Genomic DNA, 25,626 nt, shown 5'->3' on the forward strand with positions numbered 1-25,626 from the left:
TCCAAGAACCCGGCGGGACCGGTCCTCACCCTCGATCCCGCCGCGTTCACCGCGTTCCTGGACTGGACGTCTACAGGCGCTGAATGATCGTCCCGGTGGCCAGTCCGCCCCCGGCGCACATGGTCACCAGCGCGAACTCCTTGTCGGTGCGCTCCAGTTCGTGCAGGGCCGTCGTGATGAGACGTGCCCCCGTCGCGCCGACGGGGTGGCCGAGGGCGATCGCGCCGCCGTTGACGTTCACCTTCTCCAGGTCCTGCTCGAAGACCTGCGCCCAGCTCAACACCACCGATGCGAACGCCTCGTTGATCTCGACGAGGTCGATGTCCTTGAGGGACATCCCGGCTTTGCCCAGCACCGCGCGGGTCGCGTCGATGGGCCCGTCGAGGTGGAAGTGCGGGTCGGCGCCGACGAGGGCCTGGGCGACGATGCGCGCCCGGGGCCGTAGCCTCAGCGCCCGCGCCATCCGCTTGGACGCCCACATGACGGCCGCCGCGCCGTCGCTGATCTGCGAGGAGTTGCCAGCGGTGTGCACGGCCGTCGGCATGATCGGCTTGAGGGAGGCGAGCGCCTCCATGGACGTGTCGCGCAGCCCCTCGTCCTTGTCGACGAGCCGCCACATGCCCTGGCCGGCCCGCTGCTCCTCCTCCGTGGTCGGCACCTGGACCGCGAACGTCTCCCGTTTGAAGCGCTCCTCGGACCACGCGACGGCGGCCCGCTCCTGCGAGATCAGGCCGAGGGAGTCGACGTTCTCGCGCGTCAGCCCCCGGTGGCGCGCGATGCGTTCGGCCGCCTCGAACTGGTTGGGCAGGTCGACGTTCCACTCCTCCGGGAACGGCTTGCCGGGCCCGTGCTTCGACCCCGACCCCAGCGGCACCCGCGACATGGCCTCCACACCGCAGCTGATCCCCACGTCGATCACGCCCGCCGCGACCATGTTGGCGACCATGTGCGAGGCCTGCTGCGAGGAGCCGCACTGGCAGTCGACCGTGGTCGCCGCCGTCTCGTAGGGCAGGCCCATGGTCAGCCAGGCCGTGCGCGCGGGGTTCATGGACTGCTCGCCGGCGTGGGTGACGGTGCCGCCGACGATCTGTTCGACCGCGTCGGCGGGGATGCCGGTGCGGCCGAGGAGTTCACGGTAGGTCTCGCCCAGGAGATAGGCGGGGTGCAGGTTGGCGAGCGCGCCGCCGCGCTTGCCGATGGGGGTGCGTACGGCTTCGACGATCACGGGTTCCGCGGCCATGGGGGTGGATCCTCTCCTCCGGTACCCGCGCGGCGCGGGCGTCCCGGCCCACCCGCCACGCAGAACTAGTACGTGTTCTAGTTCTGCCAGCAGTCTGCTGACAGGCGCCGCACAACCGCAAGGGCCGTGCACGCAATTCGACCCGCCGCACCCCTTGCCTCTTGTAGAACCCGTTACTACCTTCACGGAAAACCTGATGGTCCGTCAGAATCAAGGCAGAACTCAAGCTGGAGTCCTCCATGCCCTGTCCAGCTCTTCCCGACGGGTTCGACTTCACCGACCCCGACCTGCTGCACCACCGCGTGCCCCTGCCGGAGTTCGCCGAGCTGCGCCGGGTCGAACCGGTGCGCTGGATCCCGCAGTCGGGCAATGTCGCGGGCTTCGCGGACGAGGGCTACTGGGCCGTCACCCGGCACGCCGACGTCAAGTACGTCTCCACGCACCCGGAGCTCTTCTCCTCCACCGTCAACACCGCGATCATCCGTTTCAACGAGCACATCGAGCGCGACGCGATCGACGCGCAGCGGCTGATCCTGCTGAACATGGACCCGCCCGAGCACACCCGGGTGCGCCAGATCGTGCAGCGCGTCTTCACGCCCCGCGCCATCCGGGCGCTGGAGGACCGGCTGCGCGAGCGCGCGACGGCCATCGCCCGCACGGCCGCCGCCCAGTCCGGCCCCTTCGACTTCGTCACCGAGGTCGCCTGCGAACTGCCCCTCCAGGCCATCGCGGAGCTCATCGGCATCCCGCAGGACGACCGGGCCAAGATCTTCGACTGGTCCAACAAGATGATCGCGTACGACGACCCGGAGTACGCGATCACCGAGGAGGTCGGCGCCGAGTCGGCCACCGAACTCATCGCCTACGCCATGAACATGGCCGCCGACCGCAAGCAGTGCCCGGCGAAGGACATCGTGACCACGCTGGTCGCGGCGGAGGACGAGGGCAACCTGAACTCCGACGAGTTCGGCTTCTTCGTGCTGATGCTGGCCGTCGCCGGCAACGAGACCACCCGCAACGCCATCACCCACGGCATGCACGCGTTCCTCACCCACCCCGACCAGTGGGAGCTGTACAAGCGGGAGCGCCCGGCGACGGCGGCCGAGGAGATCGTCCGCTGGGCGACGCCCGTCAACGCCTTCCAGCGCACCGCCACCCAGGACCTCGAACTCGGCGGCAAGCACATCGGGAAGGGCGACCGGGTCGGCATCTTCTACGCCTCAGCCAACCACGACCCGGAGGTCTTCACCGACCCCGACACCTTCGACATCCTGCGCGACCCCAACCCCCACCTCGGCTTCGGCGGGGGCGGCCCGCACTACTGCCTCGGCAAGTCCCTGGCGGTCCTGGAGATCGACCTGATCTTCAACGCCATCGCCGACGCCCTGCCGAACCTCACCCTGGCCGGCGACCCCAGCCGCCTGCGCTCCGCCTGGATCAACGGCGTCAAACACCTCCAGGTCCGGCCGGCCTGACGCACTCGGACCGGCGGCAATCCCGGCGCCGCCGGTCCGTTCGTCGAGGGAGGCAGGAGCATCCCCCCTACGCCCCGCTTCTGCCTCCCCCGAGGGCCAGTTCCTCCTCGGCCGGGCGCTCGCCGGCCGCGACCGTCTTCGTGAGCCTCGCCCGCGGGCCCTGGAGCAGGTACGACAGGCCGAAGCCCGCGCCCACCACGGCCGCGCCGCCGACCGCGTCCAGCACCCAGTGGTTGCCGGTCGCCACGATCGCCGAGACGGTGAAGAAGGGGTGCAGCAGGCCCAGCGCCTTCATCCACCACTTCGGCGCGATGACCGCGATCACCACACCGCACCACAGCGACCAGCCGAAGTGCAGCGACGGCATCGCCGCGTACTGGTTGGTCAGGGCCGTCAGGGTGCCGTAGTCCGGCTTGGAGAAGTCCTGCACGCCGTGCACGGTGTCGATGATCCCGAGGCCGGGCAGCAGCCGCGGCGGGGCCAGCGGGTAGAGCCAGAAGCCGACCAGGGCGAGCAGGGTGGCGAAGCCGAGGGAGGTGCGGGCCCAGCGGTAGTCCACGGGCCGGCGCCAGTACAGGACGGCGAGGACGGTCAGCGGGACGACGAAGTGGAACGACTCGTAGTAGAAGTCGTAGAAGTTCCGCAGCCAGTCGACCTTCACCACCGCGTGGTTGGCCCAGTGCTCGATGTCGATGTGCAGGAAGCGCTCGATGTCGAGGACCTGCCGGCCGTGGTGCTCGGCCCGCACCCGGCCGCCCGCGTTGGTGCCGCCGGTCGCCGCGAGCCGCACGCGCGCGTAGGCGGCGTAGGTGACGCGGATGAGCAGGAGCTCCAGCAGCAGGTTCGGGCGGGTGAGGACCCGGCGCAGGAAGGGCACCAGCGGCACGTGCCGCAGGCGCGCCGGGACGGGGGCGGCGTACTCGGTCGGGATCGGCGACCGGTAGTACGGCGAGGTGCGGGACAAGAACGGCACGGCGGTCGCCGCGGCGAGGGCGGCGAGCAGGACGACGTTGTCGCGCAGGGGCTCCATCGCCGCCATGTTCGGCAGCAGCATCTTCGCGGGCAGCGTCATCACCAGCACGACGGCGACCGGCCACACGTACCGGTCGGAGGCCCGCTTGCCCACCCGCCCGACGACCGCGAGCAGCACCCACAGCAGCTGGTGCTGCCAGGTCGTCGGGGAGACGAGGACGGCCGCGCAGCCGGTGATCGCGACGGCGAGCAGGAGCTGTCCGTCGCGCGCGTAGCGCACGGCCCGGCGCACGCCGACGACGGCCACCGCCGCGCCCAGCGCGAAGAACACGGCGATCTCCAGCGGGCCGGTCAGGCCCAGCCGGAGCAGCGCGCCGTGCAGGGACTGGTTGGCGAGGTCGTCGGCCTTGCCGCCCAGACCGGTGCCCGCCATGTGGTGCACCCAGTAGGTGTACGAGTCGTGCGGCATCGCCGCCCAGGCCAGCGCCGTCGTCGCGGCGAAGGTGACCGCCGTGGCGGCGGCGGCGCGTCTGCGGCCGGTGAACCACAGCAGGGGCGTGAAGAGCAGCACGGTCGGCTGGAGCGCGGCGGCGAGGCCGATCAGCAGGCCGCCGGCGCGCTCTCCGCGCACGGCGAAGCAGCCGACCAGCACGAGCAGCACCGGGATGATGCTGGTCTGGCCGAGCCAGAGCGTGTTGCGCACCGGCAGCGACAGCATCAGCAGGCTGATCGCGACGGGCGCGGCCAGCAGGGAGCTGCGGCGGCTGACCGGCTGCGGCAGGGCGCGGGCGGCGACCAGGCCGAGGGCGACGACCAGCAGCAGGGTGCCGAAGGTCCAGCCCCAGCCGAGGGCCTGTTCGGCCGCCCGGGTGAGCGGTTTGAGGACCAGGCCGCCGAACGGCGTGCCGGTGAAGCGCGTGGAGTCGTACAGAGAACCCTTCACATGCAGGACGCCGTCCGGGCCGACCCAGGTCTCCAGATCCGTCAGCCGCTCGCCTCTGGGCGTACTGAGGACGACGGCCACCTGTCGTACGGCCAGGACGGCCGCGACCAGCCACAGTCCCAGCCGGGCCACGCGCAGACGCCCCCTGACCCCGCCGACAGCCGTCGCCCCGAAGGCTTTCGCCGGTCGCCCGCTGTGCTCCACGTTCGCCACGCCTCGTCGGCCTCCCGCCCCGTCCGTCCTATGAGCCCCCTGAGAGAGACGCAGGCTACCCCGGCTTCACCTGACGTCCCTCCTCCTTTTGTCCGGATGACGATAGTGCGCCAAAGGTTCACTCGCCCCGGCGAGAGCGACAAGGATCACGTACCGTCTGAAGCCCTGTCGACGCCACGGCGGAGGGGGCCACCGGAAATGGTCCGTTTCCTGCGCAAACGCGCTCGGGAACGCACGGGGACCGACGCCCGCGCACGCCTGCTGACGGTCGTCCTGGCCCTGCTGGCCGTCCAGCTGGGCCGGCTGGCCGCTCCCGCGTACGCCTGCGGCTGCGGGGCCCTGGTCCCGGGGGCGCACCAGCAGGTGGCGGTCGGCCGTGAGGAGTCCGTGGTGCGCTGGGACGGGCGCCAGGAGCAGATCGTGATGAGCCTGACGGTCACCGGCGACGCCGACCGGGCCGCCTGGATCATGCCGGTGCCGCACCGGGCGACGGTCCGCCTCGGCGACTCCCGGCTCTTCACGCAGCTCACCGCCGCCACCGCGCCCGTGTACCGCGCCCGCCACCACTTCTGGCCGCAGAACGGCGACTGGCCCCTGGTCACCGGCGGCCGCGACCGCGTCGGCCCGCCGCCCGGCGCCGCCGCGCCCCCGCCCCGGGTCGGCGTGGTCGACCGCCGGCGGCTCGGCCCCTTCGACGTGGCCCGCCTGACGGCCACCGACCCGGCGGCCCTGGACGGCTGGCTCGGCGCCCACGGCTTCGCCCTCCCCTCCCGGCTGCGCGGCGCCCTCCAGCCGTACGTGGACCGCCGCTGGGAGTACGTCGCCGTACGCCTGGCCCCCGCCACCGCCGGCGCCCCGCTCGACGGCACCCTCGACCCGCTGCACCTCACCTTCGCCGCCGGCCGGCCCGTCTACCCGATGCGCCTGTCCCGCCTCGCGACGACACCGCAGTCCCTCGCCCTGTACGTCCTCGCCGCGCACCGCATGGAGACGGGCACGGCGATCGGCGGGGAGCGCCCCCGGGTGACGTTCGCGGGCCGGGTGACGGCGAGGTCCGGCCCGCTGGCGGACCTCGCCAGGGGAACCCCGTACCTGACGGCGATCGGGCAGGAGTTCCCGGACCCGTCCCGCATCTCCGGCGACCACGTCCTGCGCCCGGCGCCCTCCGACACCCCCGTCCGGCAGGTGATCTACGAGGACCGCCTCACCCGCGTGGCGGGCCTCCCGGCCTGGCTCCTGACGATCGCGGGCGCCCTGGCACTGGCGACGACGACGGCCCTGGTGATCGCCCTGCGCGGCACCCGCCGCCCATCCCACCCACCCCACCCTCCGCGCCCGGCTGCCTGAAAGACTGCCGTAAGACCCACCGAACTCCCCGAATCCCCCGCACCCCCCACCCCCGGACCCGGCTGGAGGCACACAGGCATGAGCGATCCGCAGCTCTGGGACGACGTGGACGCCTACTTCACCACCCACCTCGCGCCGGAGGACGACGCCCTCACCGCGGCCGTACGCGACAGCGAGGCGGCCGGGCTGCCGAACGCCGCGGTCACCGCGCCCCAGGGCAAGTTCCTGCGCCTCCTGGCCGAGATCCAGGGCGCGCGCACCGTCCTGGAGATCGGCACCCTGGGCGGCTACAGCACGATCTGGCTGGCCCGCGCCCTGCCCGCCGACGGCCGCCTGATCTCCCTGGAGTACAGCGCCCGGCACGCCGAGGTCGCCACCCGCAACCTCGCCCGCGCCGGCCTCGACCGGATCGCCGAGGTGCGGGTGGGTCCGGCCCTGGAGTCGCTGCCCAGACTGGCCGACGAGAACCCGCCGCCCTTCGACCTCGTCTTCATCGACGCCGACAAGGCCAACAACCCGCGCTACATCGAGTGGGCGCTGCGCCTGACCCGCGCGGGCAGCCTGATCGTCGTGGACAACGTCGTACGGCGCGGCCGGGTCGCCGACGCGGACAGCACCGCGCCGGACGTGCTCGGCAGCCGCGCCGCGATCGAGCTGATCGGCAGCCACCCGAGGCTGACGGGTACGGCGCTCCAGACGGTGGGCACGAAGGGCCACGACGGCTTCGCGCTGGCGCGCGTGCTGCCGTAGGCCGGGAAGGCGCCTAGACCTCCTGGTAGAAGCCGACGTTGACGCTGCGCGGGGCGGTGCGGTCCTGGATGATGATCTCGCCGCTGCTGCCCCGGGGCAGGGCGAAGGAGCCGCCGTAGGGGAGCGTCTGCGCGTACTCGCCGACGACGAGCCGGACTTCGGAGGAGGGGTCCGGCTGGGAACCGCGCAGCCACGTCACCTGCCAGGCGCCCTCGGGCCCGCACAGGAACTCCAGGTGCACCCGGGAGACGAACAGCCAGTCGTCGGGCGTCACCAGCCGGCACACCGACGCGTCCCGGCCCACCCGCAGCACGGCGCCGGGCTCGCTCGGCGCGTCGGCCATCAGCATGCCTGCCGTGGCCCCCTCTTCCGCCCCGGAGACGGTGGCCATGGTCAGTTCGAGCACGTGGCGCTCCTCTTGAAGTGTGCGTACACAGCCGCCGCATGATAAATCGCCCGGCGAAGCCGCGTCCGGCACAATGGGCTCATGACCGAGCGAAAGCCACCGGGCGTGCCGTGGGAATCCTGGGTCGACAAACAGATCCGCGACGCGGAGGGCCGCGGCGAGTTCGCCGAACTCCCCGGCGCCGGCAAGCCGTTGCCGCCCGGCACCGACACCACGTACGACGAACTGTGGTGGATCAGGCAGAAGATGGCCCGCGAGGGCCTCTCGGTCCTGCCCCCCACCCTCGCCCTGCGCAAGGAGGCCGAGGACGCCCTCACCGCCGCCTACGCGGCCCCCTCGGAACGCATCGCCCGCAAGATCGTCACGGACGTCAACGTCAAGATCCGCGACATGATGTACAAGCCACCGCCCGGCCCCCCGCTCGGAATGAAGCCGTACGACGTCGAGGAGGTCATCCGCGGGTGGCGGGAGCGCCGGGAAGCCCAGGCGTGACCGCCTCGGACCACACGACCCCCAGGGCCGCAGAGGTCCGTTCGATCTCCGCGGCCAGCTCCGGCCGGGAGTCGGCCAGCAGCGCGAGCTCACCGGCGCTGCGCAGCTGATGGTTCCACTGCACGCAACGGCCCGCCTCCAGCAGTTCCAGCGCCCGGTCCGGATCGTCGGCCTCGAGTGCGGCGGCCACGGCCTCCGAGGTGACCGGGGCCCGGCTGGTGAGTCGCGCCTCCTGGTCCGCGCGCTCCAGGTGCAGGCCGGCCACGGACGTGAGCAGGTCGACGGCGAGACCGTAGGCGGCCACGGCGTCGTCCCACCGGCCCAGTTCCGCGCTCTCGCGTGCCCATTCGGTCGCCGCGGTGAGGCGGACGTCGGGTGCGGCGGCTTCGTTCCACGCGGCCGTGCTCCAGTCGCGCAGGGCGCGTTCCACGTCCTCGGGCCGACCGGAGTGGTGCAGAGCCGTGCCCAGGTTGACCCGTAGCCTGGCATCCAGCGGCTGGCCCTGCGCCGTGAACGTCAGTGCCTCGGTGAGCAGTTCCACGGTGCGGCGCAGCCTAGCCGCGTCGAGGCCGTCCTCGACGGAAACGAGCAGCGCCATCGCGGTGTTGGACAGGATTCCCAGACGGCTGGGGTGATCGGCGGGGGTTTCGGCCAGCGCCAGCTCCCCGACCCGGAGCATGGCCTCCAGGTCGTCCTCGTGGCCCGTGCGCCGGTAGCGCTGCAGATGGGCCGAGATGAGGTTCGTGCGGTACATCCCCTTCTTCGGATGCCCGTCGGGGAGCAGCTCCACCGCCTCACGGCAGAGCTCGATCTGCAGGTCGTCGTCCTCGGCGGCCTCGGTCAGCTCGTGGCGGACCGCGATCAGGGCGGACTTGTTGAGGAGCTGCAGGGCCCGGTCCTCGTCGGACTCGTCCGGGAGGGCGAGTGCCCGGTCGATGACCTCCAGTCCTTCGACCAGATCCGGTGTGCTCCCGGTCGTCTGCGCCCGCATGGTCAGCGCGGAGGCGAGTATCGCCAGTCGGCGCCCCAGGCTGCGATGGCCGGGCGGGGTCAGGTCGACCGACCGGCGGGCCGCCGTGACCGCGTCGTCACGGTCGGCGGCGCCGCCGAAGTACTCGAAGCGCTGCTTGAGCGCCCAGGCCAGCCCGATGAGCGCAGTAGCGTTGCCGGGGTCGGCCGCTTCCGCCCGCGTGTAGTGGCCGATGGACGCGTCCAGCAGCTCGGCCCGGCCGGAGCGCCGGAAGAGCCGTTCCTCCACCCCGGCCAGAGCGATCAGGTCCTGCGCCGTCCCGCCCTCGGCGGCCAGGAGGGACCGCAGGCGCCGCGCGTGCCGCAGGTCGTCGGAATCGTCGGTGAGTCCGGCCCGCTTCTCCCAGCAGGAGGCGAGGGTGTCGGCGGCCGTACGAAACGCGTGCCCCAGCGGTTCCCGGTCGGGTACGACCCGGCGCAGCGTCTCGATCGCCCGGTCGAGATCGCCGCGCCGCCCGCTCATGTCGTGGCGCTGCTTCCAGGCGAGCCCGAGCTCCGCGAGGATCTGCCGGACAAGTTCCTCAGGGGCCGTGTCGATGCCGGCCGCGCGGGTGTACAGCTCGATCGCCCGGTCCACGTCCTCGATGCCGGAGCCCTTCGCGTGGCGGATCATCAGCAGGCGGCCGAGTTGCTGCAACTGTGCGGCGAGGTCGGCGTCGGTCGTCGGCAGCCGGTCGACCGCCCGCAGTCCCCGGTCCGCGGCCGGGACGAGGTGCTCCGACTCTCCGGCGAGCCGCCACTCGACGAGCACGGCGGCGCAGAGGTTCAGCGCGACGACGGCCCACAGCGGATCGTCCTCGGGCATCAGCCCGAGCGCCCGCGTCATGTACCGCAGTCCGTGGCCCAGGGCGGCCGTGCAGCCGTAGCGGTCGGCCATGGTCACCAGATCGCCGGCGGCGTCCTGGAACAGCACGGGGTCGGGCGGGTCGGCCACGAGCGCCTCGTGGATGCGCCGGACCAGTCCGTCGAGGGGCGCCGGCGCCCCCTGGCCGTAGGGCAGCAGGAAACTCGCCGCCAGCGCACGGTCGAGCTCCCCGGAGGCGCCCTCGCGGCGCGGGTCGTCGTGCCAGCGGTTCAGGTGCACCCAGGCCATGAGCCTGGCCACGCGCAGGGACAGCGGGCCGCCCCGCTCCTCCTCGGCCTCGCCGAGCCACTCCGTGAGCTCCACCAGCCGCCGCGTCGTCTCCGGCGCGAGCAGCAGGGAGATGTCGTCGTTCTGGACGAACTCCCGGAAAGTCTTGTGGAGTTCGGCGTACGTCCGGGCCGGGTCGCACACAGTCATCTCCGTCACTCCTTGGGGCAGTCGCTCACCGGCGCCATCGACAGCACGGTGGCGAGCGGTACGACGACCTCGCCGTCGCCCGTCCTGACCACGGCCTCGCCCCCGGAGACCCGCCGCACGGTGCCGCACACCTTGGCGCCGGGGGTGTCGAAGCGCATCAGGCCGTTCTCCTTCGCGGGGCCGTACCAGGTGGCGCCGACCGCGGCCACGAGCAGGCCCGTGCACACCAGCGTCAGGGCGATGCCCCGGCGCAGCTGCCGTGCGGCGTCGGCGGCCTCCCGCTGCTCCAGGAGGGCACGGGGCAGGGCGGACGGCAGGTCGAGGGCTCGGGGCCTGCCGTGCGCCGCGAGGAGGAGCTGCATGGCGCCGAGGGCACCGCAGCCGAGTGCGGCGAGCAGCAGCAGGCCCACGGCGGCGGCCCAGCGGTCGGCGAGCTGACCGATGTCCGAGCGTCCTTTGATCAGGCCGAAGCCCACCAGGGCCACGAGCAGGGCGGCGAGTCCGTTGCGCCAGGCGAGGGCGGCCTCGCGCACGCGCGGCACGGCCTCCTGGACCAGTTGCCGGTGCTCCCGCAGACGCCGCAGGTCCGAGGCGCCGGCCGACCGGGTGGCGGGCAGGGGACGGCGCGGGCCGGTCATGCCAGTTCCGCCGGCACCCCGAGCAGCCAGAAGGCTCCGCAGCCCTCGGTCACTCCGTCGGGACGGGGGTCGTGGTCCTCGTCGCAGTTGCACGCCATCGGCACCTCGAACGGGTCCGTGCGGACCGGAGCCCGCCACGACATCAGGCGGACCGTGGTGAGGACGACGGGGATCTCCAGGGGAGCGGCGCAGCGCGGGCACGGGCCGCAGGCCAGCAGCAGGCCCTTGCCGTACGGGCGCAGCTCGAAGTGGTCGGCGACGTGCTGGACGTAGCGGGGCTCGGACTCCTCGGCGTAGGGGAGCATGGCGGGCGGGGGTACGGACATGGGCGGCTTCCTGGCTCAGGGACCTGTGTGGGTGAAGGACATCCAGTGGCTCGGCTCGTGCGGCGCGGCGTCCCGCAGCCGGCGGACGGCTGCGTGCAGCGCGGCGGCGGCGCGGTCGGGGCGGAACACGCCGTCCCGCCACAGGTCGCGGTACACGTCCTCGGCCACCTCGGCGGCGACGGCGTCCCGGACGGACCACAGCGTCCCGATCACATGCCGGTAGCCCGTGTAGTGCAGTGCGGCGGACAACGTCATCGACTCGTCCGGCAGCAGCAGCCCGCCCAGGGCCGTCTTGCACGCCGAGAGGAAGGCGAGATCGCGGTGCCGGTGCTCGGCGGCGATCTCGCCCGTCGTCAGCAGGCCGTCGCTGAGCAGGGCCCCTCCGGAGGCGGGACGCACGGGGTCGGAGGTGGCGTGGCAGCTGAAGTGCACGCTGCGGTGGACGGCCAGCTCGCGCCGCACCGACGTCCGGTCCGCGGCGGGCCCCTTCAGGGTGGTGCAGTCCCCTCCGAAGAGCTCCGCCAGCAACTTCTCCTCGCGCTCGACGTGGGGCAGATCCCGCTGGCCCGGGGTTTCGGGCAGCGCCACGTGCAGCATGCCGCCCGCCACGGTCGGCCGCTCCCACGAGCGGGACTCGATCAGCACGCGCAGGGAGGGCGTGTACGACATCACCGCCCGGTCCAGCGCGTTCTGCCCCTCCTCGCCGTGCCGGCCCGCGGCATGCAGCGGGAGCAGGGTCAGAAGGCCGGTGGGGCACCACCACAGCCGGGGCCAGGGCCGGCCCGTTCCGGGCGGCTCCCGGAAGCCGCAGGTGTCGAGCACGGGCCGGCCGATCGCCTCCCACAACCACTCCAGGGTCGAGGTCAGCGCGCTTTCCATCGTCGCCTCGGCCTCGACGAGGGCAACCGCGGCCCGCTGATACGCCGCGCAGGTCCTGGCGTCGAAGGTCTCCCGCGCCGCGGCGTCCGCTTCTTCAAGGGCCGAGAGCCGGCTCTGGTGCCGCTCGATCGCCTCCACGTAGGTGTAGGCCGCCTCATGGACGTCCCCGGCCGTGAAGTCCAGTGGAACGGGCGAGACCCCGTCGGGCCGTACGATCAGCGCGTCCGCCCGACGCCGCGTCACATTGACGGCCACAACAGGCCCTTGGGCAGCGGCAAGCCGCAAGTCCCGTGCCACGAGCGGGCGTTGGAAGCCACCGAATCCTGGCACCTGCCGGACTTCCTCCAGCAGTCCGGCCAGCCGGCGTGCCAGCACCATCCTGCCGTCGGCCGGCACCGGCCCCCCGCGATCGTTCACCGAGCCCCCCGTCGCCCGTCGCTCCTCCCGAGGGTAGCGGAGCGCTGGTCACGGGGCCGCTGGACACATGCCGAAGCGGCCCCGGACGAGGCGGGTCGACACCCGCCTCACCGAGGCCGCCGAAGCAGACGGGTCAGCCGTGCAGTAGCCGTTCGGCCAGTTCGCGGTAGTCGCGCAACGCCAACCGCAGTTGCTCGGTGTCGGTGCTCGTGGCGGACTTCTCGGCGCCACCGTCCCGGTCCTGCCAGGACATGCGCAGGGTGCGGCGGCGCTGGGTGATGGCCTCGGTGAAGCGGCCGGCGAGTTCCTCCAGGACGTGGTCGGCCTCCTGGACCGACTCGCGGGGCGCGTCGACGAAGCCGGAGACGGCGTGCTGCAGACGCAGCGTGAACTTGTCGCACTCCTCGGAGGGCAGCAGCCGCCCGTCACCGTGCGCCCCGGCGCTCGCCGCCCCGGCCTGCTCGGACCGGGAGGGGGCGACGGTACGCGGCCCGGAGGTGGTGTCGGTGCCCGTACCGGTGCCGTGGGCGCTGCCCGCGCCGGTCCGGCTGCCGACCGCGCCACCGACGTCCGTGGCGCTGGTGCCGAGAGAGCTGTCGTCGTGCCGTGTCACGTCGTCGGACATGTGCCTCAACCCTCCTTGGGGTGACGCCGGTTGAGCGCCCAGGGCAGATGGCCACGGTTCGATGCCCGGCCGTGGCCGTCCGCCGGAACACGCTCCCGGCCGGTGTCCTGCTCATGGACCCGATTCCGGTCCTGGCGGTCGCTTCCCACCAGTTCCTCGAACAGGGCGCGCGCCTCGACCATGGCCGAGCGCATCTCCTCGGTGCCGGCCCGCTCGCCGTCCTGGCCCGCGTTGGCGGGGACGCGCGCGACGCGGTGCACCTGCCGGTAGCCGTGCACATGACCCGCGTGGTGGACGGAGAGGGCGGCGAGCTGCTCCTCGTACTGGCCGCCGTCGGGGAAGCCGCGGACGGCGGCCACCTCGGACAGCAGCCGGTCGGCCTCGGCGACGGCCTCGCGGGGCGAGTCGACGAAGCGCTCCTGGGCGGCGGCCCAGCGGGCCTCGAACTCCTGGCGCTGCGCCGGCTCCAGCGGCCGCTCCCGCAGCGATCCGTGCCGCTCCACGCGCTCGGTGAGCTCGCGCTCGGCGGCCTTGGCGTCCCCGTCGTGCCGGGCCACGGCACGGTCGTACTCGGGTCCGAAGCGGCGCTTCAGATCCCGGCCGCCGTGCGGGCCCCGGGAACGTCGCATCAGGACGGCCGCAACCACGACCACGGCCGCCACGACAACGATCAACGCAATGATCACACCTGTGGACATGGGTGCCTTCCGGTGTTTCGGTCCAAAGGGCCGGTTCTTTGTTCGGGTTGCCCGGAAGTCCCCCCTCAAACGACGACGCCAGGCGTGTCGATCGGCGCCGCCCCCGATCGACGCAAGAGTGAGGACACTCCACGACCGACTCCCCCGGAGATCACCATGAGCGAGGTCATCGCACGGCTGGCCATGTCACTGGACGGCTACGTCGCGGGCCCCCAGTCGGGCCGCGAGCACCCTCTCGGCATCGGCGGCGAACGGCTGCACACCTGGGTGTACGGCCTGCGCACGTTCCGCCGGATGCAGGGCATGACGGGCGGGACGGGCGGCCCGGACGACGACCTGATCGCCGAGCACGTCGCGCGTCCCGGCGCCGTCGTCATGGGTCACGGCATGTACATCACCGGCGAGGTCCCGTGGGGCGACAGCCCGCCCTTCCACGCGCCGGTGTTCATCGTCACCCACTGCCCCCGCGAGCCGGTCGTCAAGCAGGGCGGCACGACGTACCACTTCGTCACCGAGGGCCCGGCCAAGGCCCTCGAACTGGCCCGCGAGGCGGCGGCCGGGAAGGACGTCTCCCTGGCCGGCGGGGCGGACCTGGTCCAGCAGTTCATCCGCGACGGCTGGCTGGACGAACTCCTCCTGCACGTCGTCCCGGTCATGATCGGCGGCGGCCGACGCCTCTTCGACAACCTCGGCGACCAGCACATCGAGTGGTCCAAGACCCTCGTCCTGGACTCCCCCGAGGTCACCCATATCCGCTTGCGCGCCCCGCACACCACGTCCCCACAATGACCGGCATGTCCTGGACCATCACCCCGGAACGCCCCGACTCACCCACGGCCACCGCCCTCTGGCGGGCGTACTACACGGAGGTCAGCGACCGCTGGTACCTCCTCCACGAGGGCCACCCCACCGACCCGGCCGAACTGGAACGCGGCATAGCGGCCACCCCGGGCACCGAACTGACCCCACCCACAGGCCAGTTGCTGGTCGCCCACCACAACGGCACCCCGGCCGGCACGGCAGGCGTCCGCCTCCTCAGCCCCACCACGGGGGAACTGACCCGGGTCTTCGTCCACAAGGAGTTCCGCGGCAAAGGAGGGGCACCCCGCCTCGTCGAGGCCGCCGAGAAGGCGGCAGCGGCCCTGGGCGCCACGCAACTCGTCCTCGACACCCGAGCCGACCTCACAGAGGCCCGGGCCCTCTACACCCGCCTCGGCTACACCGAGACGCCCCCTCACAACGCCAACAAGTATGCCGACCACTGGTTCCACAAAGCCCTACGTCAAGAGCCCACCCGAAATCAGGCACAACTCAGCCAACCTTGAGAACTCTCACCTCACCCGTCCCATCTCACCCGCTCTCCCCCACCCACCCCCTCTCCCCCACCCGCCCACACAACTCCCCGCTCAACTCCCGCACCAACGCCTCCAGATCCCGGGGCCGCCCCGCCCCCCACCAGTCCCCCAGCAACTCCCCCAGCGACTCCTCCCGCGCCCGGGCCAGCCGCTCGGCGACGACCCGTCCCTCCGCGCTCAGCGTCAGCTCCAGCCCTTCCCGTACGGCCAGCCCCCGCTCCTCCACCTGCCGGGAGGCGGCGAGTACCGCCTCCAGCGGCACGGACGTGCGCTCGGCGAGCGTTCCCGGTTCCAGCGAGCCGTGCCTGCGCATCCGCAGCAGCATCCAGCTCGCCCCGGGCAGCAGGTCGTAGCCGGCCCGCGCGGTGATCTCCCGGTACACCTCGCGCCGCCCCTCGCGCGTGCCCAGCACGGACAGCGCACGGCACACCTCGTCGTACGACGACCGTTCGACGGGATTGCTGGCGAGGGTCTCGGTGACGTCGGGGGCGGTGACGGAGCCGCGCAGCCGGTCCTCCTTGAGGAACCAGGCCAGGACGAACCCGAGCAGGGCGACGGGGGCGGCGTACAGGAAGACGTCGGTGATGGACGAGGCGTACGCGTGCAGCGCGACCGTCCGCAGGGCGTCCGGCAGCGCCCCGATCCCCCGCGGATCGGACGTCAGCCCCTCCACGCTCACCCCGTCCGGCAGCCGTACCCCGCGCGCCGCCAGCGCCCGGAACGCGTCCGTGAGCTTGTCGCCGAGCCGGCCGGCGAAGACGGTGCCGAAGACGGCGACGCCGAACGAGGCTCCGATGGACCGGAAGAAGGTGGCGCCCGAGGTGGCGACGCCGAGGTCCTCGTAGGCGACGGCGTTCTGCACGATGAGCACCAGCACCTGCATGACGAGCCCGAGCCCCAGCCCGAACACGAGGAAGCAGGAACTCATCTCGGCGGTCGAACTGTTCTCGTCCAACTGGTGGAGCAGGAGCAGCCCGAACGCGGTGACGCCCGTCCCGGCGACGGGGAACACCTTCCACCGGCCGGTGCGGCTGACGATCTGGCCGGAGAGGGTGGACGACAGCAGCAGCCCGAAGACCATGGGCAGCATGTGCACGCCGGACATGGTCGGGGTGACGCCGTGGACGACCTGGAGGAAGGTCGGCAGGTAGGTCATCGCGCCGAACATGGCGAAGCCGATGATGAAGCTGATGACGGCGGACAGGGTGAAGGTGCGGATGCGGAACAGCCGCATGGGCAGGACGGGTTCGGCCGCCCGCCGCTCCACGGCCACGAACACGACCGCCAGTACGACGCCCGCCACGGCCAGCGTGACGATCTGCGGTGAGCCCCAGCCCCAGGTGGTGCCGCCGAGGGAGGCGACGAGCACGAGGCAGGTGGCGACGGCGGCGATGAGGACGGTGCCGAGGTAGTCGATGACGTGGCGCGCGGTCCGGCGCGGGATGCGCAGGACGGCCGCGATCACGGCGAGGGCGACGACACCGACGGGGAGGTTGACGTAGAACACCCACCGCCAGCTCAGATGCTGGGTGAACAACCCGCCCAGCAGCGGCCCGAGCACGCTGGTCGCGCCGAAGACGGCGCCGAACAGGCCCTGGTAGCGCCCGCGTTCGCGGGGCGGGACCAGGTCCCCGACGATCGCCATGGACAGCACCATCAGCCCGCCGCCGCCCAGCCCCTGCAGCGCCCGGAAGGCGATGAGCTGGCCCATGCTCTGCGCCATGCCGCAGAGCGCGGAGCCGACGAGGAAGATCACGATGGCCGTCTGGAACAGCCGTTTGCGCCCGTACTGGTCACCGAGTTTGCCCCACAGCGGGGTGGCGGCGGTGGAGGCCAGCAGGTAGGCGGTCACGACCCACGACAGATGCTCCAGGCCGCCGAGGTCGCTGACGATCGTCGGCAGGGCGGTCGACACGATCGTCTGGTCGAGCGCGGCGAGCAGCATGCCCAGCAGCAGCGCGCCGATCGAGACGAGGACGTTGCCGGAGACGTGCGTGTCCGGTGTGCCCGGCGTGTCCCGCACGTCCCCCGGGCCGGCGTGCGTGCTCGCGGCCATGGAGACCTCCTGAAGGTGGCACCTGAGGGTGTGGTGACACTCCCATCGTGGCCGGTGTGCCCGGTTATGGCCTGTCGAGTCCGTTTGGAAGCCGTTGTTCCGGGGGCTTCCGGGAGAGGGCGTGGAGGAGATCTGCATAATCTCTGGAGTTCGCGAGGGGACGCGAAGGGAGGGGACGATCACGTGACGGAGCCGAACGGCCGCCTGTGCCCGGAGTGCGGTGCGCCGAGAGCCGCCGACAACACACCGTCGTGCGCGTGCGCGCAGCGGGCGTCCGACGCCCTGCGCGATGCCCGTACGGCGGAGGCGGCAGCGGCGGAGGACTTCGATCCGCTGCGGATACGTCCGTATGTGGAACTGGAGTCGGAGACAACGGGACCGACGCCCACCTCAGCGCCCACGCCCCCGCCCCCGCCGGCACCCGAGCCCATGCCCGCGCCCGACGCGACGATGCCTCTGCGCGCCGTCCCCAGCCTGCCGACCCCCCTGGCCCCTCCGACCAGGAACCCGGCCGCGCAGGACCTGAGCCTGTTCGACGCCGGCCCCGACACCGACGGCGACCCCGACGCCGCAGCCCCCCGCCACGACGTCACCCCTCCCCGCCCGTCGCGCACCCGCCGCCCCCGCGCCGTCCTGCTCGCCGCGGGTGGAGCCGTCGTCGCGGTCGTCTCGGCGGCGGGACTGGCCAGCGGACTGTTCTCCTACGACACCCCGACCCGTAACACGGCGCTTCCGGACGACGTACGGGCGAGCGTCCCGGACGCGACGACCAGCGCGGCGTCCCGGCGTACCGCCGACAAGACGGCGTCCGCCGCGCCGACGACCGTGCCGGCGCCCGCGACGTCGAGCGCCTCCCCGTCGGCGACGCCCTCGACGCCGAGCGCGTCGGCGACGCCGAGTGACTCGAAGTCCCCGGCCGTCACCCCGTCGACGGTCACGGCGACCGGCACGATCCGTGAGACCGACGCCGGCACCCAGTCGGCCGCGCCGGTGCTGCGCCGCGGGGACAGCGGCCCCGAGGTCGTCGAGCTCGAACTGCGGCTCACCCAGCTCGGCCTCTACACGAAGAAGGCGCAGGGCCACTACAACGAGGGCGTCGAGGACGCGGTGACCCGCTACCAGCAGGCCCGGGGCATCACCCAGGACGAGCCGGGCGTGTACGGCGCGACCACGCGGGCCCGCCTGGAGTCGGAGACACGGGAACCCTGAGCCTCCAGGGCGCCCGAACAAGGCGCGCAGCCAAGGCTCCGCCGCCGGTCACCCCACGTACAAACCGTCACCCGGCGTACGAGCCGTCACCCAAACGCAAGCCGTCACCCGGCGTACGAGCCGTCACCCAAACGCAAGCCGTCACCCCACGCCCAAGCCGTCACCCAAACGCAAGCCGTCACCCCACGCCCAAGCCGTCACCCAAACGCAAGCCGTCACCCCACGTACAACCGGACCCCGCCCCCGACCTTCTCCACCCGCACCTGGCGCAGATCCCGCACCACCACGTCCGGCTCGTGGAAGTCGGCCCGCGGCCCCACTCCCACGACCCGCATCCCGGCGGCACGCCCGGCCTGGATGCCGGCCGCGGAGTCCTCGAAGACGATGCAGTCCTCCGGCTCGACGCCCAGTTCCGCCGCGCCCTTGAGGAAGCCCTCGGGATCGGGCTTGCTGGCGCCGACGCACTCGGCGGTGACGCGCACGTCGGGCAGGTCGAGCCCGGCCGCGGCCATCCGCGCCGTGGACAGGGCGACGTCCGCCGAGGTCACCAGGGCGTGCGGCACCCCGCGCAGGGAGGCGAGGAACTCGGGGGCGCCGGGGATGGCGACGACGCCGTCGGTGTCGGCGGTCTCCTCGGCGAGCATGCGGGCGTTGTCCGCATGGTTCTGCTCCATGGGGCGGTCGGGCAGCAGGAGCGCCATGGAGGCGTAGCCCTGCCGGCCGTGCACCACCTTCATGACCTCGTCCCCGTCCAGCCCGTGCCGGTCGGCCCAGCGGCGCCAGACGCGTTCGACGACGGCGTCCGAGTTGACGAGGGTGCCGTCCATGTCGAGCAGGAGGGCGCGGGCGGTGAGGACGGTGGGCACGGTGGTGACCGTCATCGGCAGCTCCAGGGCGCGAAGGGCAGACGGGGCGACGGGGGCGCGGGCAGCTCCCGGCGGGGACAAGGCGGCCCCGCCCGCCGGTCAGGGAAAACGGGCGGGAGCCACTTTGTTTCTCTACGGTACAAAAGACGGGCCGTATCCGCCACCGGTCCCGGCGACAGTTCACTCACCGTTCAGCTCAGCCGCTCACGGCCTCCCACAGGCTCCACACCCCGAGCCCCAGCATCAGCAGCGCCGCGACCTTGGTGATGAGGGCCAGCGGAACCCGCTTCATCAGCGCCTTTCCGCCGACGATGCCGAGCCCGGCCACCGCCCACAGCGCCAGCACGGCACCGAGGCCCACGGAGAGCGGGTCGTCGTAGCGGGCCGCGAGGTTCGCGGTCATGATCTGCGTGAGGTCGCCGAACTCGGCGACGAGGATGAGCATGAACCCGGCGCCCGCGACCTTCCAGAAGGACTGGTTCTCCGGCTTGCGGATCTCCTCCTCGTCCTCGTCCCGCTTCAACAGCAGCACCGCCGCGCCGGCCAGGAACAGCACGCCGGTGAGGGCGTGCACGATGCGCTGCGGGAGCAGGGTCAGGACGCTGCCGGCCGCCACGGCGAGCGCGACATGCAGCGCGAAGGCGGCGGCGACGCCCGCGAAGACGTACGAGGCGCGGTAGCGCGTGCCGAGGACGAGGCCGGCGAGGGCGGTCTTGTCCGGGAGCTCGGCGAGGAAGACGACGCCGAAGACGAGCGCCGTGACGGTGATGCTGATCAAGGGTCCTCAATCGGTCGGGCTGCCCCACCGAGAGCTCGCTGCTTGCGATGACGACACCTCGGCACGGCAGCACACTGGGCGCCCGCGCCGGTGGGCACGGGCGTGCACTGCTTGCCGAAGGTCTCGCTGGCGGGGTCCACGAGGGACCCGCCTCCGGGCGCCGGCTCAGACGAGCTGAGCAGTATGTCGACGGTCCGGCGAAGAGCTACTCCCCTTCTGCGCCGTCCATGGTACGTGACGCCCACACCGGTCCGGCACGGACGAAAGTCCCGCCCCCGGTCTGGACTTGACATGGTCACGTCACTAACTTCTTACCGTCCGCACACCTCCCCGCAACGAGGCGTCGCGAGCATTCCCTCGCTCACCCTCCAACGCCCCCACACCCCAAGGGAGTTCGCATGCCGAAGTTCTACGCGCGTCGACGGCTCAGCATACTCGCGGCGCTCACCGGACTCATAGGTTCGGTCGCGCTCTTCAACGGCCCCACCGCCTCCGCCGCCCTCCCCACCCCGGTCAGCGCCGCCACCGCCCGCACCTACCTCGCCTCCCTCACGGTCGCGACCGAGGACCGCACCGGCTACGACCGCGACCTGTTCCCGACCTGGATCACGATCTCCGGCACCTGCAACACCCGCGAGTACGTCATCAAGCGCGACGGCACGAGCGTCACCGTGAACTCCGCCTGCACCGCCACCAGCGGCAGCTGGTACTCGCAGTACGACGGCGTCACCACGACCGACCCCAGCACCTTCGACATCGACCACGTCGTGCCGCTCGCCGAGGCGTGGGACTCCGGCGCCGACGCGTGGACCACCGCCCAGCGCCAGGCCTTCGCCAACGACGTCACCCGGCCCCAGCTGATCGCCGTCTCCGCCAGCTCCAACCGCTCCAAGGGCGACGACGACCCGGCCGAGTGGGTGCCCACGCGGTCGGCCTACGTCTGCACCTACGTGCGCGCCTGGGTGCAGGTGAAGTACTACTACGACCTCTCGGTCGACTCGGCGGAGAAGTCGGCACTGCAGAGCTACCTCGCGAACTGCTGACCGGCTCACTGCCGACCTGCCGACTGCTGATCGTTACGTCAGGGACCTCCCCGCTCACCTCCGTCGTTCCGTACCGTACGGGGCGACGGAGGAGGCGATCACCGTGGCCGAGCTGCGCCTGGGACCCCTGTTGAGGTATGCCGACGGTTCGTCCGCGACCGTGTGGGTCGAGTCGAGCCGCCCCTCCGTCGCCGAGGTGCGGTGCGCGGACGGCGCGCACGGCGCGGCGCGCACCTTCCAAGTCGCCGGTCACCACTACGCGTTGGTGCCGGTCGACGGCCTCACGCCGGGGACGGCGACCCCGTACGAGGTCCTGCTGGACGGCGTCCGCGTGTGGCCGCTGCCCGACTCCCGTTTCCCGCCCTCCGTCATCCGCGTCCCGGCGCCCGGCGACGCGGTCCGCGTCACCTTCGGCTCCTGCCGCTGGGCCGCGCCGCCCACCGACGAGCAGGACCCGGTCGGCCCCGACGCCCTGGACACCCTGGCGGCCCGCGTCGCCACCGCCCCGGACGGCGAACGCCCGGACGTCCTGCTGCTGTTGGGCGACCAGGTGTACGCCGACGAGACCTCCGACGCCACCCGCCGCTGGCTGGCCGCGCGGCGCGACCTGCGGGACCCGCCGGGCAGCCAGGTCGCGGACTACGAGGAGTACACGCGCCTGTACTACGAGTCCTGGCTCGACCCGGAGGTGCGCTGGCTGCTGTCCACCGTGCCCAGCTGCATGATCTTCGACGATCACGACGTCATCGACGACTGGAACACCTCCGCCGCCTGGCTGGAGGACGTGCGGGCCACGCCGTGGTGGCGGGAGCGGCTGCTGAGCGGACTGATGTCGTACTGGGTCCACCAGCACCTCGGCAACCTCTCACCGGCCGAGCTGGCCGCCGACCCGCTGTACGCGGCGGTCCGCCGGCTCCCCGACGGCACCGACGAGCTGCGCGCCTTCGCCGTCAAGGCCGACACCGATCCGGCCTCGGTGCGCTGGAGTTACCGCCGCGACTTCGGCCGCGTGCGGCTGCTGATGGTGGACACGCGGGCGGCGCGGGTGCTGGACGAGGAGAACCGGGCGATGCTCGATGCCGGCGAGAGCGAGTGGCTGCGCGAACAGGCCCTGCGGGAGCGGGAGTCGTACGACCATCTCCTCGTCGGCACCTCCCTGCCCTGGCTGCTGCCGCACCTGGTGCACGACGCCGAGACCTGGAACGCGGCCCTGTGCCGGGGTGAACGCGGGGCGCGCTGGGCGCGGTTCGGTGAGGATCTGCGGCGGCGCGCCGACCTGGAGCACTGGGCCGCGTTCCCGGCCTCCTTCGCGGGGCTGGCCCGGCTGATCGCCGAGGTGGGCACGGGGCCTTCGGCGCCGGCGAGCGTCCTGGTGCTGTCGGGGGACGTGCACCACGCGTACGTGGCCGAGCCGAGCTGGACCGAGGGGGAGCCGGACGCGCGGGTGCTGCAACTGACCTGCTCGCCGGTCCACAACTCCATCCCCCTGTCGATCCGCCTCGGCTTCCGCTTCGGCTGGAGCGCCGTCGCCCGCGCCCTGGGCCGCCGGTTCGCGTGGCACACGCGCAGCCCGCGCCCGCCGGTCAAGTGGCGCAAGACGGGGGGACCTTGGTTCGGCAACCAGCTCATGACGCTCACCCTGAAGGGCCGTTCGGCCCGGCTCCGGCTGGAACAGGCCCGGGCGGACGGGACGCTGAGGACCGTGCAGGAGTCGGCGCTGACGCCGGCGGACGCCGTCTGACCTCGGACGCCGGGGCCGGGGCCGGGACCGGGGCCGGGGCGGGGTGCCGGGTCGGGGGTGCCGGGTCAACCGGGTGAAGTTGCCGTGCGGGCCGCATGCGCCCCCCGTGAATCTCCTGTCACACCTCGGGCGTACGCTGTATGGCTGTTCATGGCCGCCCTGCCGCTCCCCCGCGCGTCGCGGCACGGTCCGGCCCACGGGGGAGTTTCGGGGAGTACGCGGTGCTGGAGAGTGTGGGGGCGCTGACAGGCAGCCCCTGGATCTACGCCATGGTGGCGCTGTCGGTCCTGCTGGACGTGTTCCTGCCGGTCCTGCCCAGCGGCGTGCTGGTGATCACGGCCGCCACGGCCGCGGCCGCGGGCTCGGCGACCGGCGAGGTGCCGCACGCCGTCCCCGACATCCTGGAGCTGACGCTGTGCGCGGCCACCGCCTCCGTCCTCGGTGACCTGGTGGCCTACCGGCTGGCCTGGCGGGGCGGCGAGCGCCTGGAGAGCGCGATCGCCCGCTCCCGCCGGCTGACCAGCGCGCAGGAACGTCTCGGCGCGGCGCTGGCCCGCGGCGGCGGCGCCCTGGTCATCCTCGCCCGCTTCGCCCCGGCCGGCCGCTCGGTCGTCTCCCTCGGCGCGGGCGCCGCGCACCGCCGCGCCCGCGACTTCCTGCCCTGGTCCGCCCTGGCGGGCCTGACCTGGGCCGCGTACAGCGTCGCCCTCGGCTACTTCGGCGGCCAGTGGCTGGGCACGACCTGGCTGGCGACCGCGGTGTCGCTGCTGGCGCTGTTCGGGGCGGGCGCGGGGGCGGCGTACGTGATGCGGCGGCCGGGCAAGGCACCGGCGTCCTGAGCGCCGGCCCGGCGTCGTCCCCCGCCCTCAGGCGCTCGTCTTCTGTCCCCTGATCTCCAGACCGTCGAGCAGTTCCGCCGTGGCCTCGGCGATGGCGGCGACGGCCCGGTCGAACACCTCCCGGTTGTGGGCGGCGGGTGCCCGGAAGCCGGACACCTTCCGCACGTACTGCAGGGCGGCGGCCCTGATCTCGTCCTCGGTCGCCTCTTCGGGCAACGCGGGCGGGCGCAGTGTCTTGATGCTCCGGCACATGAGACCAGTCTCACGCATCTCCCCGGCGCCTGGCATGATCCGGTTGCAGGCGGCCACCAGTGCGGGGCCGACCGACGAAGGGATGCCGTACATCATGGCGAACGACGAACTCACCGTGGCCGTCCTGGGTCCGGGCGGCATAGGCGGACTGCTCGCCGGGCTGCTCTCCCGGTCCGGCCACCGCGTGATCTGCCTGGCCGGCGAGGACACGGCCGCAACCCTGCGCAAGGACGGGGTACGCGTGCGCAGCGGTCTCTACGGCGACTTCACCGCCCGCGTCGAGGCCGACACCGTCCTGCGCGAGCGGGTCGACGCCTGCCTGGTCGCCGTCAAGCACACGACGCTCGACGCGGCACTCGACCGCGTGCCGCCGCGGGCGCTGGGCGACGCCCTCCTCGTGCCGTTCCTCAACGGCGTCGAACACCCCGCCCTCCTGCGCGCCCGCTACCGTCCCGACCTCGTCGCCCCGGCCGTCATCCGCGTCGAGTCCACCCGCGTCGCGCCGGGCGTGATCGAGCACGGCAGCCCCTTCGCCGAGGTCGACCTGGCCGGCGACCCCGTGGACCGCGCCCGCCTGGACGCCCTGGCGGGTGCCCTGGACGCCGCCGGTCCGACGACCCGCGTCCTGGCCGACGAGACGGCGGCGCTGTGGGCCAAGATGGCGTTCCTGGCGCCGTTCGCCCTGCTCACCACGCGGTACGGGCTGCCGCTGGGCGACGTGCGCACCCGGCACCGCGCGGAGCTGACGGCCCTGGTGGCGGAGACGGCCGCGGTCAGCCGCGCGTGCGGCGCACCGGCGGACCCGGCCCAGGCGCTGGCACGCTACGACGCCTTCCCGCCGCAGACCAAGTCGTCCATGCAGCGCGACGCGGAGGCCGGCCGGCCGCTCGAACTGGACACGATCGGGGGCGCGTTGCTGCGCGCGGCCGAGCGGCACGGGGTGGCGGTGCCGGTGACGGCCCAGGTGGTCGGGCAGGTGAGGACGGCCTCGGGGGGCTCTACGCCGTGAGCTCGTCCGCCGGCGCCTCCAGATCCACCCTCCAGTCGTTCGACGTGATCCAGTGGCCCTTGGGGTACTCGAAGTCGGCCGTGCCGAGGAGGGTGAACCCGGCCCGGCGGCAGACCGCGCTGGACGCCGCGTGGTCGACGCTCGGGAAGGCGTGCAGGTACCGGTGACCGCCGTAGGCCCGCGCCGCCCGTATGACCGCGCGGGCCGCCTCCGCCGCCAGCCCGCGCCCCTGGTACTCGGGCAGCACCCCCCAGCCGGTCTCCCAGACCGTCTCCCCCCGCCACTCCCGCTCCCAGAACCCGATGGAGCCGACGGTCTCCCCGCTCACCCCGGTCTCCGCAACCACCCCGCTGTCCCCGCTCGCCCCGGCGTCCGCGCCCTCCCCGCCTCCCGCGAGCGCGACCCGGTACATGCACCCCGGCTCCAGCGCCAGGTAGCGCCGGTGCCGGGACGCGAGCTTCTCCTCGCTCTCGGGTCCGCCCAGATGCGCGGTCATCTCAGGGCTGTTGGTCCTCCGCAGCAGCCACGAGTCCCCCTCCGCCCAGGGCACCAGCAGCACCCGCTCGCCCTTCGCCGCGCCTGTCCCGGCGCTCTTCTCCCCGTCCGTGCTCCTCATGCTCCTCAGAGTAGGGGGAGGGTCTGACAACGCCCCCGGCGCTCGCGGCGAGCGGGGCGAGGACGTAGCCGAGGGACAGGCGACGGGGCCTCATAAGACGCGTCCGCGACTCCACCGCCGCTTCGTTTGC

At 72.8% G+C, this 25,626-nt stretch carries 26 protein-coding genes; 12 read left to right on the forward strand and 14 right to left on the reverse strand.

The annotated features are described in order from the left end of the window. Positions 1 to 87: DUF397 domain-containing protein (locus ACYF6T_RS37545; RefSeq protein ID WP_461702336.1), on the forward strand; the 87-nt coding region annotated here is incomplete at its 5' end. Here the strand turns inward: ACYF6T_RS37545 and ACYF6T_RS37550 are convergent. Further along, positions 71 to 1,240, reverse strand: a complete 1,170-nt coding sequence (locus ACYF6T_RS37550; protein ID WP_461702268.1) for a steroid 3-ketoacyl-CoA thiolase — start codon at positions 1,238 to 1,240, stop codon at positions 71 to 73. The two genes, ACYF6T_RS37545 and ACYF6T_RS37550, sit on opposite strands and share 17 nt — an antisense overlap. A gap of 239 nt (positions 1,241 to 1,479) precedes the next feature. Here ACYF6T_RS37550 and ACYF6T_RS37555 point away from each other — a divergent pair, with 239 nt between their 5' ends. Further along, on the forward strand, positions 1,480 to 2,715 hold the full coding sequence (locus tag ACYF6T_RS37555) for a cytochrome P450 (protein WP_461702269.1): 1,236 nt from the start codon (positions 1,480 to 1,482) through the stop codon (positions 2,713 to 2,715). 67 nt (positions 2,716 to 2,782) lie between these two features. Here the strand turns inward: ACYF6T_RS37555 and ACYF6T_RS37560 are convergent, their stop codons facing one another. After that, positions 2,783 to 4,843, reverse strand: a complete 2,061-nt coding sequence (locus ACYF6T_RS37560; protein ID WP_461702270.1) for a bifunctional glycosyltransferase 87/phosphatase PAP2 family protein — start codon at positions 4,841 to 4,843, stop codon at positions 2,783 to 2,785. A 198-nt stretch (positions 4,844 to 5,041) separates the two neighbouring features. Between ACYF6T_RS37560 and ACYF6T_RS37565 the strand changes: the two genes are divergently transcribed. Beyond that, positions 5,042 to 6,190: a DUF2330 domain-containing protein gene (locus ACYF6T_RS37565; RefSeq protein ID WP_461702272.1), complete on the forward strand. Its 1,149-nt coding sequence runs from the start codon at positions 5,042 to 5,044 to the stop codon at positions 6,188 to 6,190. Positions 6,191 to 6,268: 78 nt separating this feature from the next. Continuing rightward, positions 6,269 to 6,940 (forward strand): O-methyltransferase, encoded by a 672-nt coding sequence (locus tag ACYF6T_RS37570; RefSeq protein ID WP_461702274.1) that lies wholly within the window; start codon positions 6,269 to 6,271, stop codon positions 6,938 to 6,940. Between the two features lie 13 nt (positions 6,941 to 6,953). Here the strand turns inward: ACYF6T_RS37570 and ACYF6T_RS37575 are convergent, their stop codons facing one another. Continuing rightward, positions 6,954 to 7,346 (reverse strand): hypothetical protein, encoded by a 393-nt coding sequence (locus tag ACYF6T_RS37575; protein ID WP_461702276.1) that lies wholly within the window; start codon positions 7,344 to 7,346, stop codon positions 6,954 to 6,956. Between the two features lie 81 nt (positions 7,347 to 7,427). Here ACYF6T_RS37575 and ACYF6T_RS37580 point away from each other — a divergent pair, with 81 nt between their 5' ends. Beyond that, positions 7,428 to 7,838 carry a DnaJ family domain-containing protein gene (locus ACYF6T_RS37580; RefSeq protein WP_461702277.1) on the forward strand — a complete coding sequence of 137 codons (411 nt, stop codon included), beginning with the start codon at positions 7,428 to 7,430 and terminating at the stop codon, positions 7,836 to 7,838. Here ACYF6T_RS37580 and ACYF6T_RS37585 read toward each other — a convergent pair. From ACYF6T_RS37585 to ACYF6T_RS37610, 6 genes are all read right to left on the reverse strand, one after another. Next, entirely contained in the window at positions 7,798 to 10,149 is a 2,352-nt protein-coding gene (locus ACYF6T_RS37585) for a tetratricopeptide repeat protein (RefSeq protein WP_461702279.1), read from the reverse strand. The two genes, ACYF6T_RS37580 and ACYF6T_RS37585, sit on opposite strands and share 41 nt — an antisense overlap. Before the next feature lie 5 nt (positions 10,150 to 10,154). Beyond that, positions 10,155 to 10,787, reverse strand: a complete 633-nt coding sequence (locus ACYF6T_RS37590; protein ID WP_461702281.1) for a hypothetical protein — start codon at positions 10,785 to 10,787, stop codon at positions 10,155 to 10,157. Further along, positions 10,784 to 11,113: a hypothetical protein gene (locus ACYF6T_RS37595; protein WP_461702282.1), complete on the reverse strand. Its 330-nt coding sequence runs from the start codon at positions 11,111 to 11,113 to the stop codon at positions 10,784 to 10,786. Before ACYF6T_RS37595 ends, ACYF6T_RS37590 begins: the two co-directional genes overlap by 4 nt. A 15-nt stretch (positions 11,114 to 11,128) precedes the next feature. Further along, positions 11,129 to 12,247 (reverse strand): CHAT domain-containing protein, encoded by a 1,119-nt coding sequence (locus tag ACYF6T_RS37600; RefSeq protein WP_461702284.1) that lies wholly within the window; start codon positions 12,245 to 12,247, stop codon positions 11,129 to 11,131. A 295-nt stretch (positions 12,248 to 12,542) separates the two neighbouring features. Beyond that, positions 12,543 to 13,034, reverse strand: a complete 492-nt coding sequence (locus tag ACYF6T_RS37605) for a hypothetical protein (protein ID WP_461702285.1) — start codon at positions 13,032 to 13,034, stop codon at positions 12,543 to 12,545. Positions 13,035 to 13,039: 5 nt separating this feature from the next. Beyond that, positions 13,040 to 13,732, reverse strand: coding sequence for a hypothetical protein (locus ACYF6T_RS37610; RefSeq protein WP_461702286.1), 693 nt, complete (start codon positions 13,730 to 13,732; stop codon positions 13,040 to 13,042). 156 nt (positions 13,733 to 13,888) lie between these two features. Between ACYF6T_RS37610 and ACYF6T_RS37615 the strand changes: the two genes are divergently transcribed. Together ACYF6T_RS37615 and ACYF6T_RS37620 are read left to right on the forward strand one after the other, a co-directional pair. Further along, entirely contained in the window at positions 13,889 to 14,521 is a 633-nt protein-coding gene (locus ACYF6T_RS37615; protein WP_461702287.1) for a dihydrofolate reductase family protein, read from the forward strand. 5 nt (positions 14,522 to 14,526) lie between these two features. Continuing rightward, positions 14,527 to 15,057, forward strand: coding sequence for a GNAT family N-acetyltransferase (locus tag ACYF6T_RS37620; RefSeq protein ID WP_461702289.1), 531 nt, complete (start codon positions 14,527 to 14,529; stop codon positions 15,055 to 15,057). Positions 15,058 to 15,082: 25 nt separating this feature from the next. On the opposite strand, the gene ACYF6T_RS37625 is transcribed toward ACYF6T_RS37620, so the two are convergent. Continuing rightward, positions 15,083 to 17,143 carry a DHA2 family efflux MFS transporter permease subunit gene (locus ACYF6T_RS37625; protein ID WP_461702290.1) on the reverse strand — a complete coding sequence of 687 codons (2,061 nt, stop codon included), beginning with the start codon at positions 17,141 to 17,143 and terminating at the stop codon, positions 15,083 to 15,085. A gap of 183 nt (positions 17,144 to 17,326) precedes the next feature. On the opposite strand from ACYF6T_RS37625, the gene ACYF6T_RS37630 reads away from it, so the two are divergent. Continuing rightward, positions 17,327 to 18,352 carry a peptidoglycan-binding domain-containing protein gene (locus tag ACYF6T_RS37630; RefSeq protein ID WP_461702292.1) on the forward strand — a complete coding sequence of 342 codons (1,026 nt, stop codon included), beginning with the start codon at positions 17,327 to 17,329 and terminating at the stop codon, positions 18,350 to 18,352. Positions 18,353 to 18,567: 215 nt separating this feature from the next. Here ACYF6T_RS37630 and ACYF6T_RS37635 read toward each other — a convergent pair whose 3' ends face one another. Further along, on the reverse strand, positions 18,568 to 19,233 hold the full coding sequence (locus tag ACYF6T_RS37635) for an HAD family hydrolase (RefSeq protein ID WP_461702294.1): 666 nt from the start codon (positions 19,231 to 19,233) through the stop codon (positions 18,568 to 18,570). A 181-nt stretch (positions 19,234 to 19,414) separates the two neighbouring features. Further along, positions 19,415 to 19,996: a TMEM165/GDT1 family protein gene (locus ACYF6T_RS37640; protein WP_461702295.1), complete on the reverse strand. Its 582-nt coding sequence runs from the start codon at positions 19,994 to 19,996 to the stop codon at positions 19,415 to 19,417. Positions 19,997 to 20,394: 398 nt separating this feature from the next. Between ACYF6T_RS37640 and ACYF6T_RS37645 the strand changes: the two genes are divergently transcribed. From ACYF6T_RS37645 to ACYF6T_RS37655, 3 genes are all read left to right on the forward strand, one after another. Beyond that, on the forward strand, positions 20,395 to 21,039 hold the full coding sequence (locus ACYF6T_RS37645; protein WP_461702296.1) for an HNH endonuclease family protein: 645 nt from the start codon (positions 20,395 to 20,397) through the stop codon (positions 21,037 to 21,039). 103 nt (positions 21,040 to 21,142) lie between these two features. After that, a complete protein-coding gene (locus tag ACYF6T_RS37650) occupies positions 21,143 to 22,780 on the forward strand; it encodes an alkaline phosphatase D family protein (protein ID WP_461702297.1) in 1,638 nt (545 codons plus the stop codon). Between the two features lie 221 nt (positions 22,781 to 23,001). Next, on the forward strand, positions 23,002 to 23,619 hold the full coding sequence (locus ACYF6T_RS37655) for a DedA family protein (protein WP_461702298.1): 618 nt from the start codon (positions 23,002 to 23,004) through the stop codon (positions 23,617 to 23,619). Between the two features lie 27 nt (positions 23,620 to 23,646). Here ACYF6T_RS37655 and ACYF6T_RS37660 read toward each other — a convergent pair whose 3' ends face one another. Beyond that, positions 23,647 to 23,871 carry a DUF2277 domain-containing protein gene (locus ACYF6T_RS37660; RefSeq protein ID WP_461702300.1) on the reverse strand — a complete coding sequence of 75 codons (225 nt, stop codon included), beginning with the start codon at positions 23,869 to 23,871 and terminating at the stop codon, positions 23,647 to 23,649. A 94-nt stretch (positions 23,872 to 23,965) separates the two neighbouring features. Here ACYF6T_RS37660 and ACYF6T_RS37665 point away from each other — a divergent pair, with 94 nt between their 5' ends. After that, positions 23,966 to 24,880, forward strand: coding sequence for a ketopantoate reductase family protein (locus tag ACYF6T_RS37665; protein WP_461702337.1), 915 nt, complete (start codon positions 23,966 to 23,968; stop codon positions 24,878 to 24,880). Here ACYF6T_RS37665 and ACYF6T_RS37670 read toward each other — a convergent pair. Then, complete coding sequence (locus ACYF6T_RS37670) at positions 24,870 to 25,496, reverse strand: GNAT family N-acetyltransferase (RefSeq protein WP_461702301.1); 627 nt, start codon at positions 25,494 to 25,496, stop codon at positions 24,870 to 24,872. The genes ACYF6T_RS37665 and ACYF6T_RS37670 overlap by 11 nt on opposite strands. Positions 25,497 to 25,626 lie beyond the last annotated feature (130 nt).

It is taken from the genome of Streptomyces sp. 7R007 (assembly GCF_054850255.1).

Coding starts and splice junctions, on each gene's coding strand:
- ACYF6T_RS37550 (WP_461702268.1), bottom strand. CDS start 1,240: ATGGCCGCGGAACCCGTGATCGTCGAAGCCGTACGCACCCCCATCGGC.
- ACYF6T_RS37555 (WP_461702269.1), top strand. CDS start 1,480: ATGCCCTGTCCAGCTCTTCCCGACGGGTTCGACTTCACCGACCCCGAC.
- ACYF6T_RS37565 (WP_461702272.1), top strand. CDS start 5,042: ATGGTCCGTTTCCTGCGCAAACGCGCTCGGGAACGCACGGGGACCGAC.
- ACYF6T_RS37570 (WP_461702274.1), top strand. CDS start 6,269: ATGAGCGATCCGCAGCTCTGGGACGACGTGGACGCCTACTTCACCACC.
- ACYF6T_RS37580 (WP_461702277.1), top strand. CDS start 7,428: ATGACCGAGCGAAAGCCACCGGGCGTGCCGTGGGAATCCTGGGTCGAC.
- ACYF6T_RS37585 (WP_461702279.1), bottom strand. CDS start 10,149: ATGACTGTGTGCGACCCGGCCCGGACGTACGCCGAACTCCACAAGACT.
- ACYF6T_RS37590 (WP_461702281.1), bottom strand. CDS start 10,787: ATGACCGGCCCGCGCCGTCCCCTGCCCGCCACCCGGTCGGCCGGCGCC.
- ACYF6T_RS37595 (WP_461702282.1), bottom strand. CDS start 11,113: ATGTCCGTACCCCCGCCCGCCATGCTCCCCTACGCCGAGGAGTCCGAG.
- ACYF6T_RS37605 (WP_461702285.1), bottom strand. CDS start 13,034: ATGTCCGACGACGTGACACGGCACGACGACAGCTCTCTCGGCACCAGC.
- ACYF6T_RS37610 (WP_461702286.1), bottom strand. CDS start 13,732: ATGTCCACAGGTGTGATCATTGCGTTGATCGTTGTCGTGGCGGCCGTG.
- ACYF6T_RS37615 (WP_461702287.1), top strand. CDS start 13,889: ATGAGCGAGGTCATCGCACGGCTGGCCATGTCACTGGACGGCTACGTC.
- ACYF6T_RS37620 (WP_461702289.1), top strand. CDS start 14,527: ATGTCCTGGACCATCACCCCGGAACGCCCCGACTCACCCACGGCCACC.
- ACYF6T_RS37625 (WP_461702290.1), bottom strand. CDS start 17,143: ATGGCCGCGAGCACGCACGCCGGCCCGGGGGACGTGCGGGACACGCCG.
- ACYF6T_RS37635 (WP_461702294.1), bottom strand. CDS start 19,233: ATGACGGTCACCACCGTGCCCACCGTCCTCACCGCCCGCGCCCTCCTG.
- ACYF6T_RS37645 (WP_461702296.1), top strand. CDS start 20,395: ATGCCGAAGTTCTACGCGCGTCGACGGCTCAGCATACTCGCGGCGCTC.
- ACYF6T_RS37660 (WP_461702300.1), bottom strand. CDS start 23,871: ATGTGCCGGAGCATCAAGACACTGCGCCCGCCCGCGTTGCCCGAAGAG.
- ACYF6T_RS37665 (WP_461702337.1), top strand. CDS start 23,966: ATGGCGAACGACGAACTCACCGTGGCCGTCCTGGGTCCGGGCGGCATA.
- ACYF6T_RS37670 (WP_461702301.1), bottom strand. CDS start 25,496: ATGAGGAGCACGGACGGGGAGAAGAGCGCCGGGACAGGCGCGGCGAAG.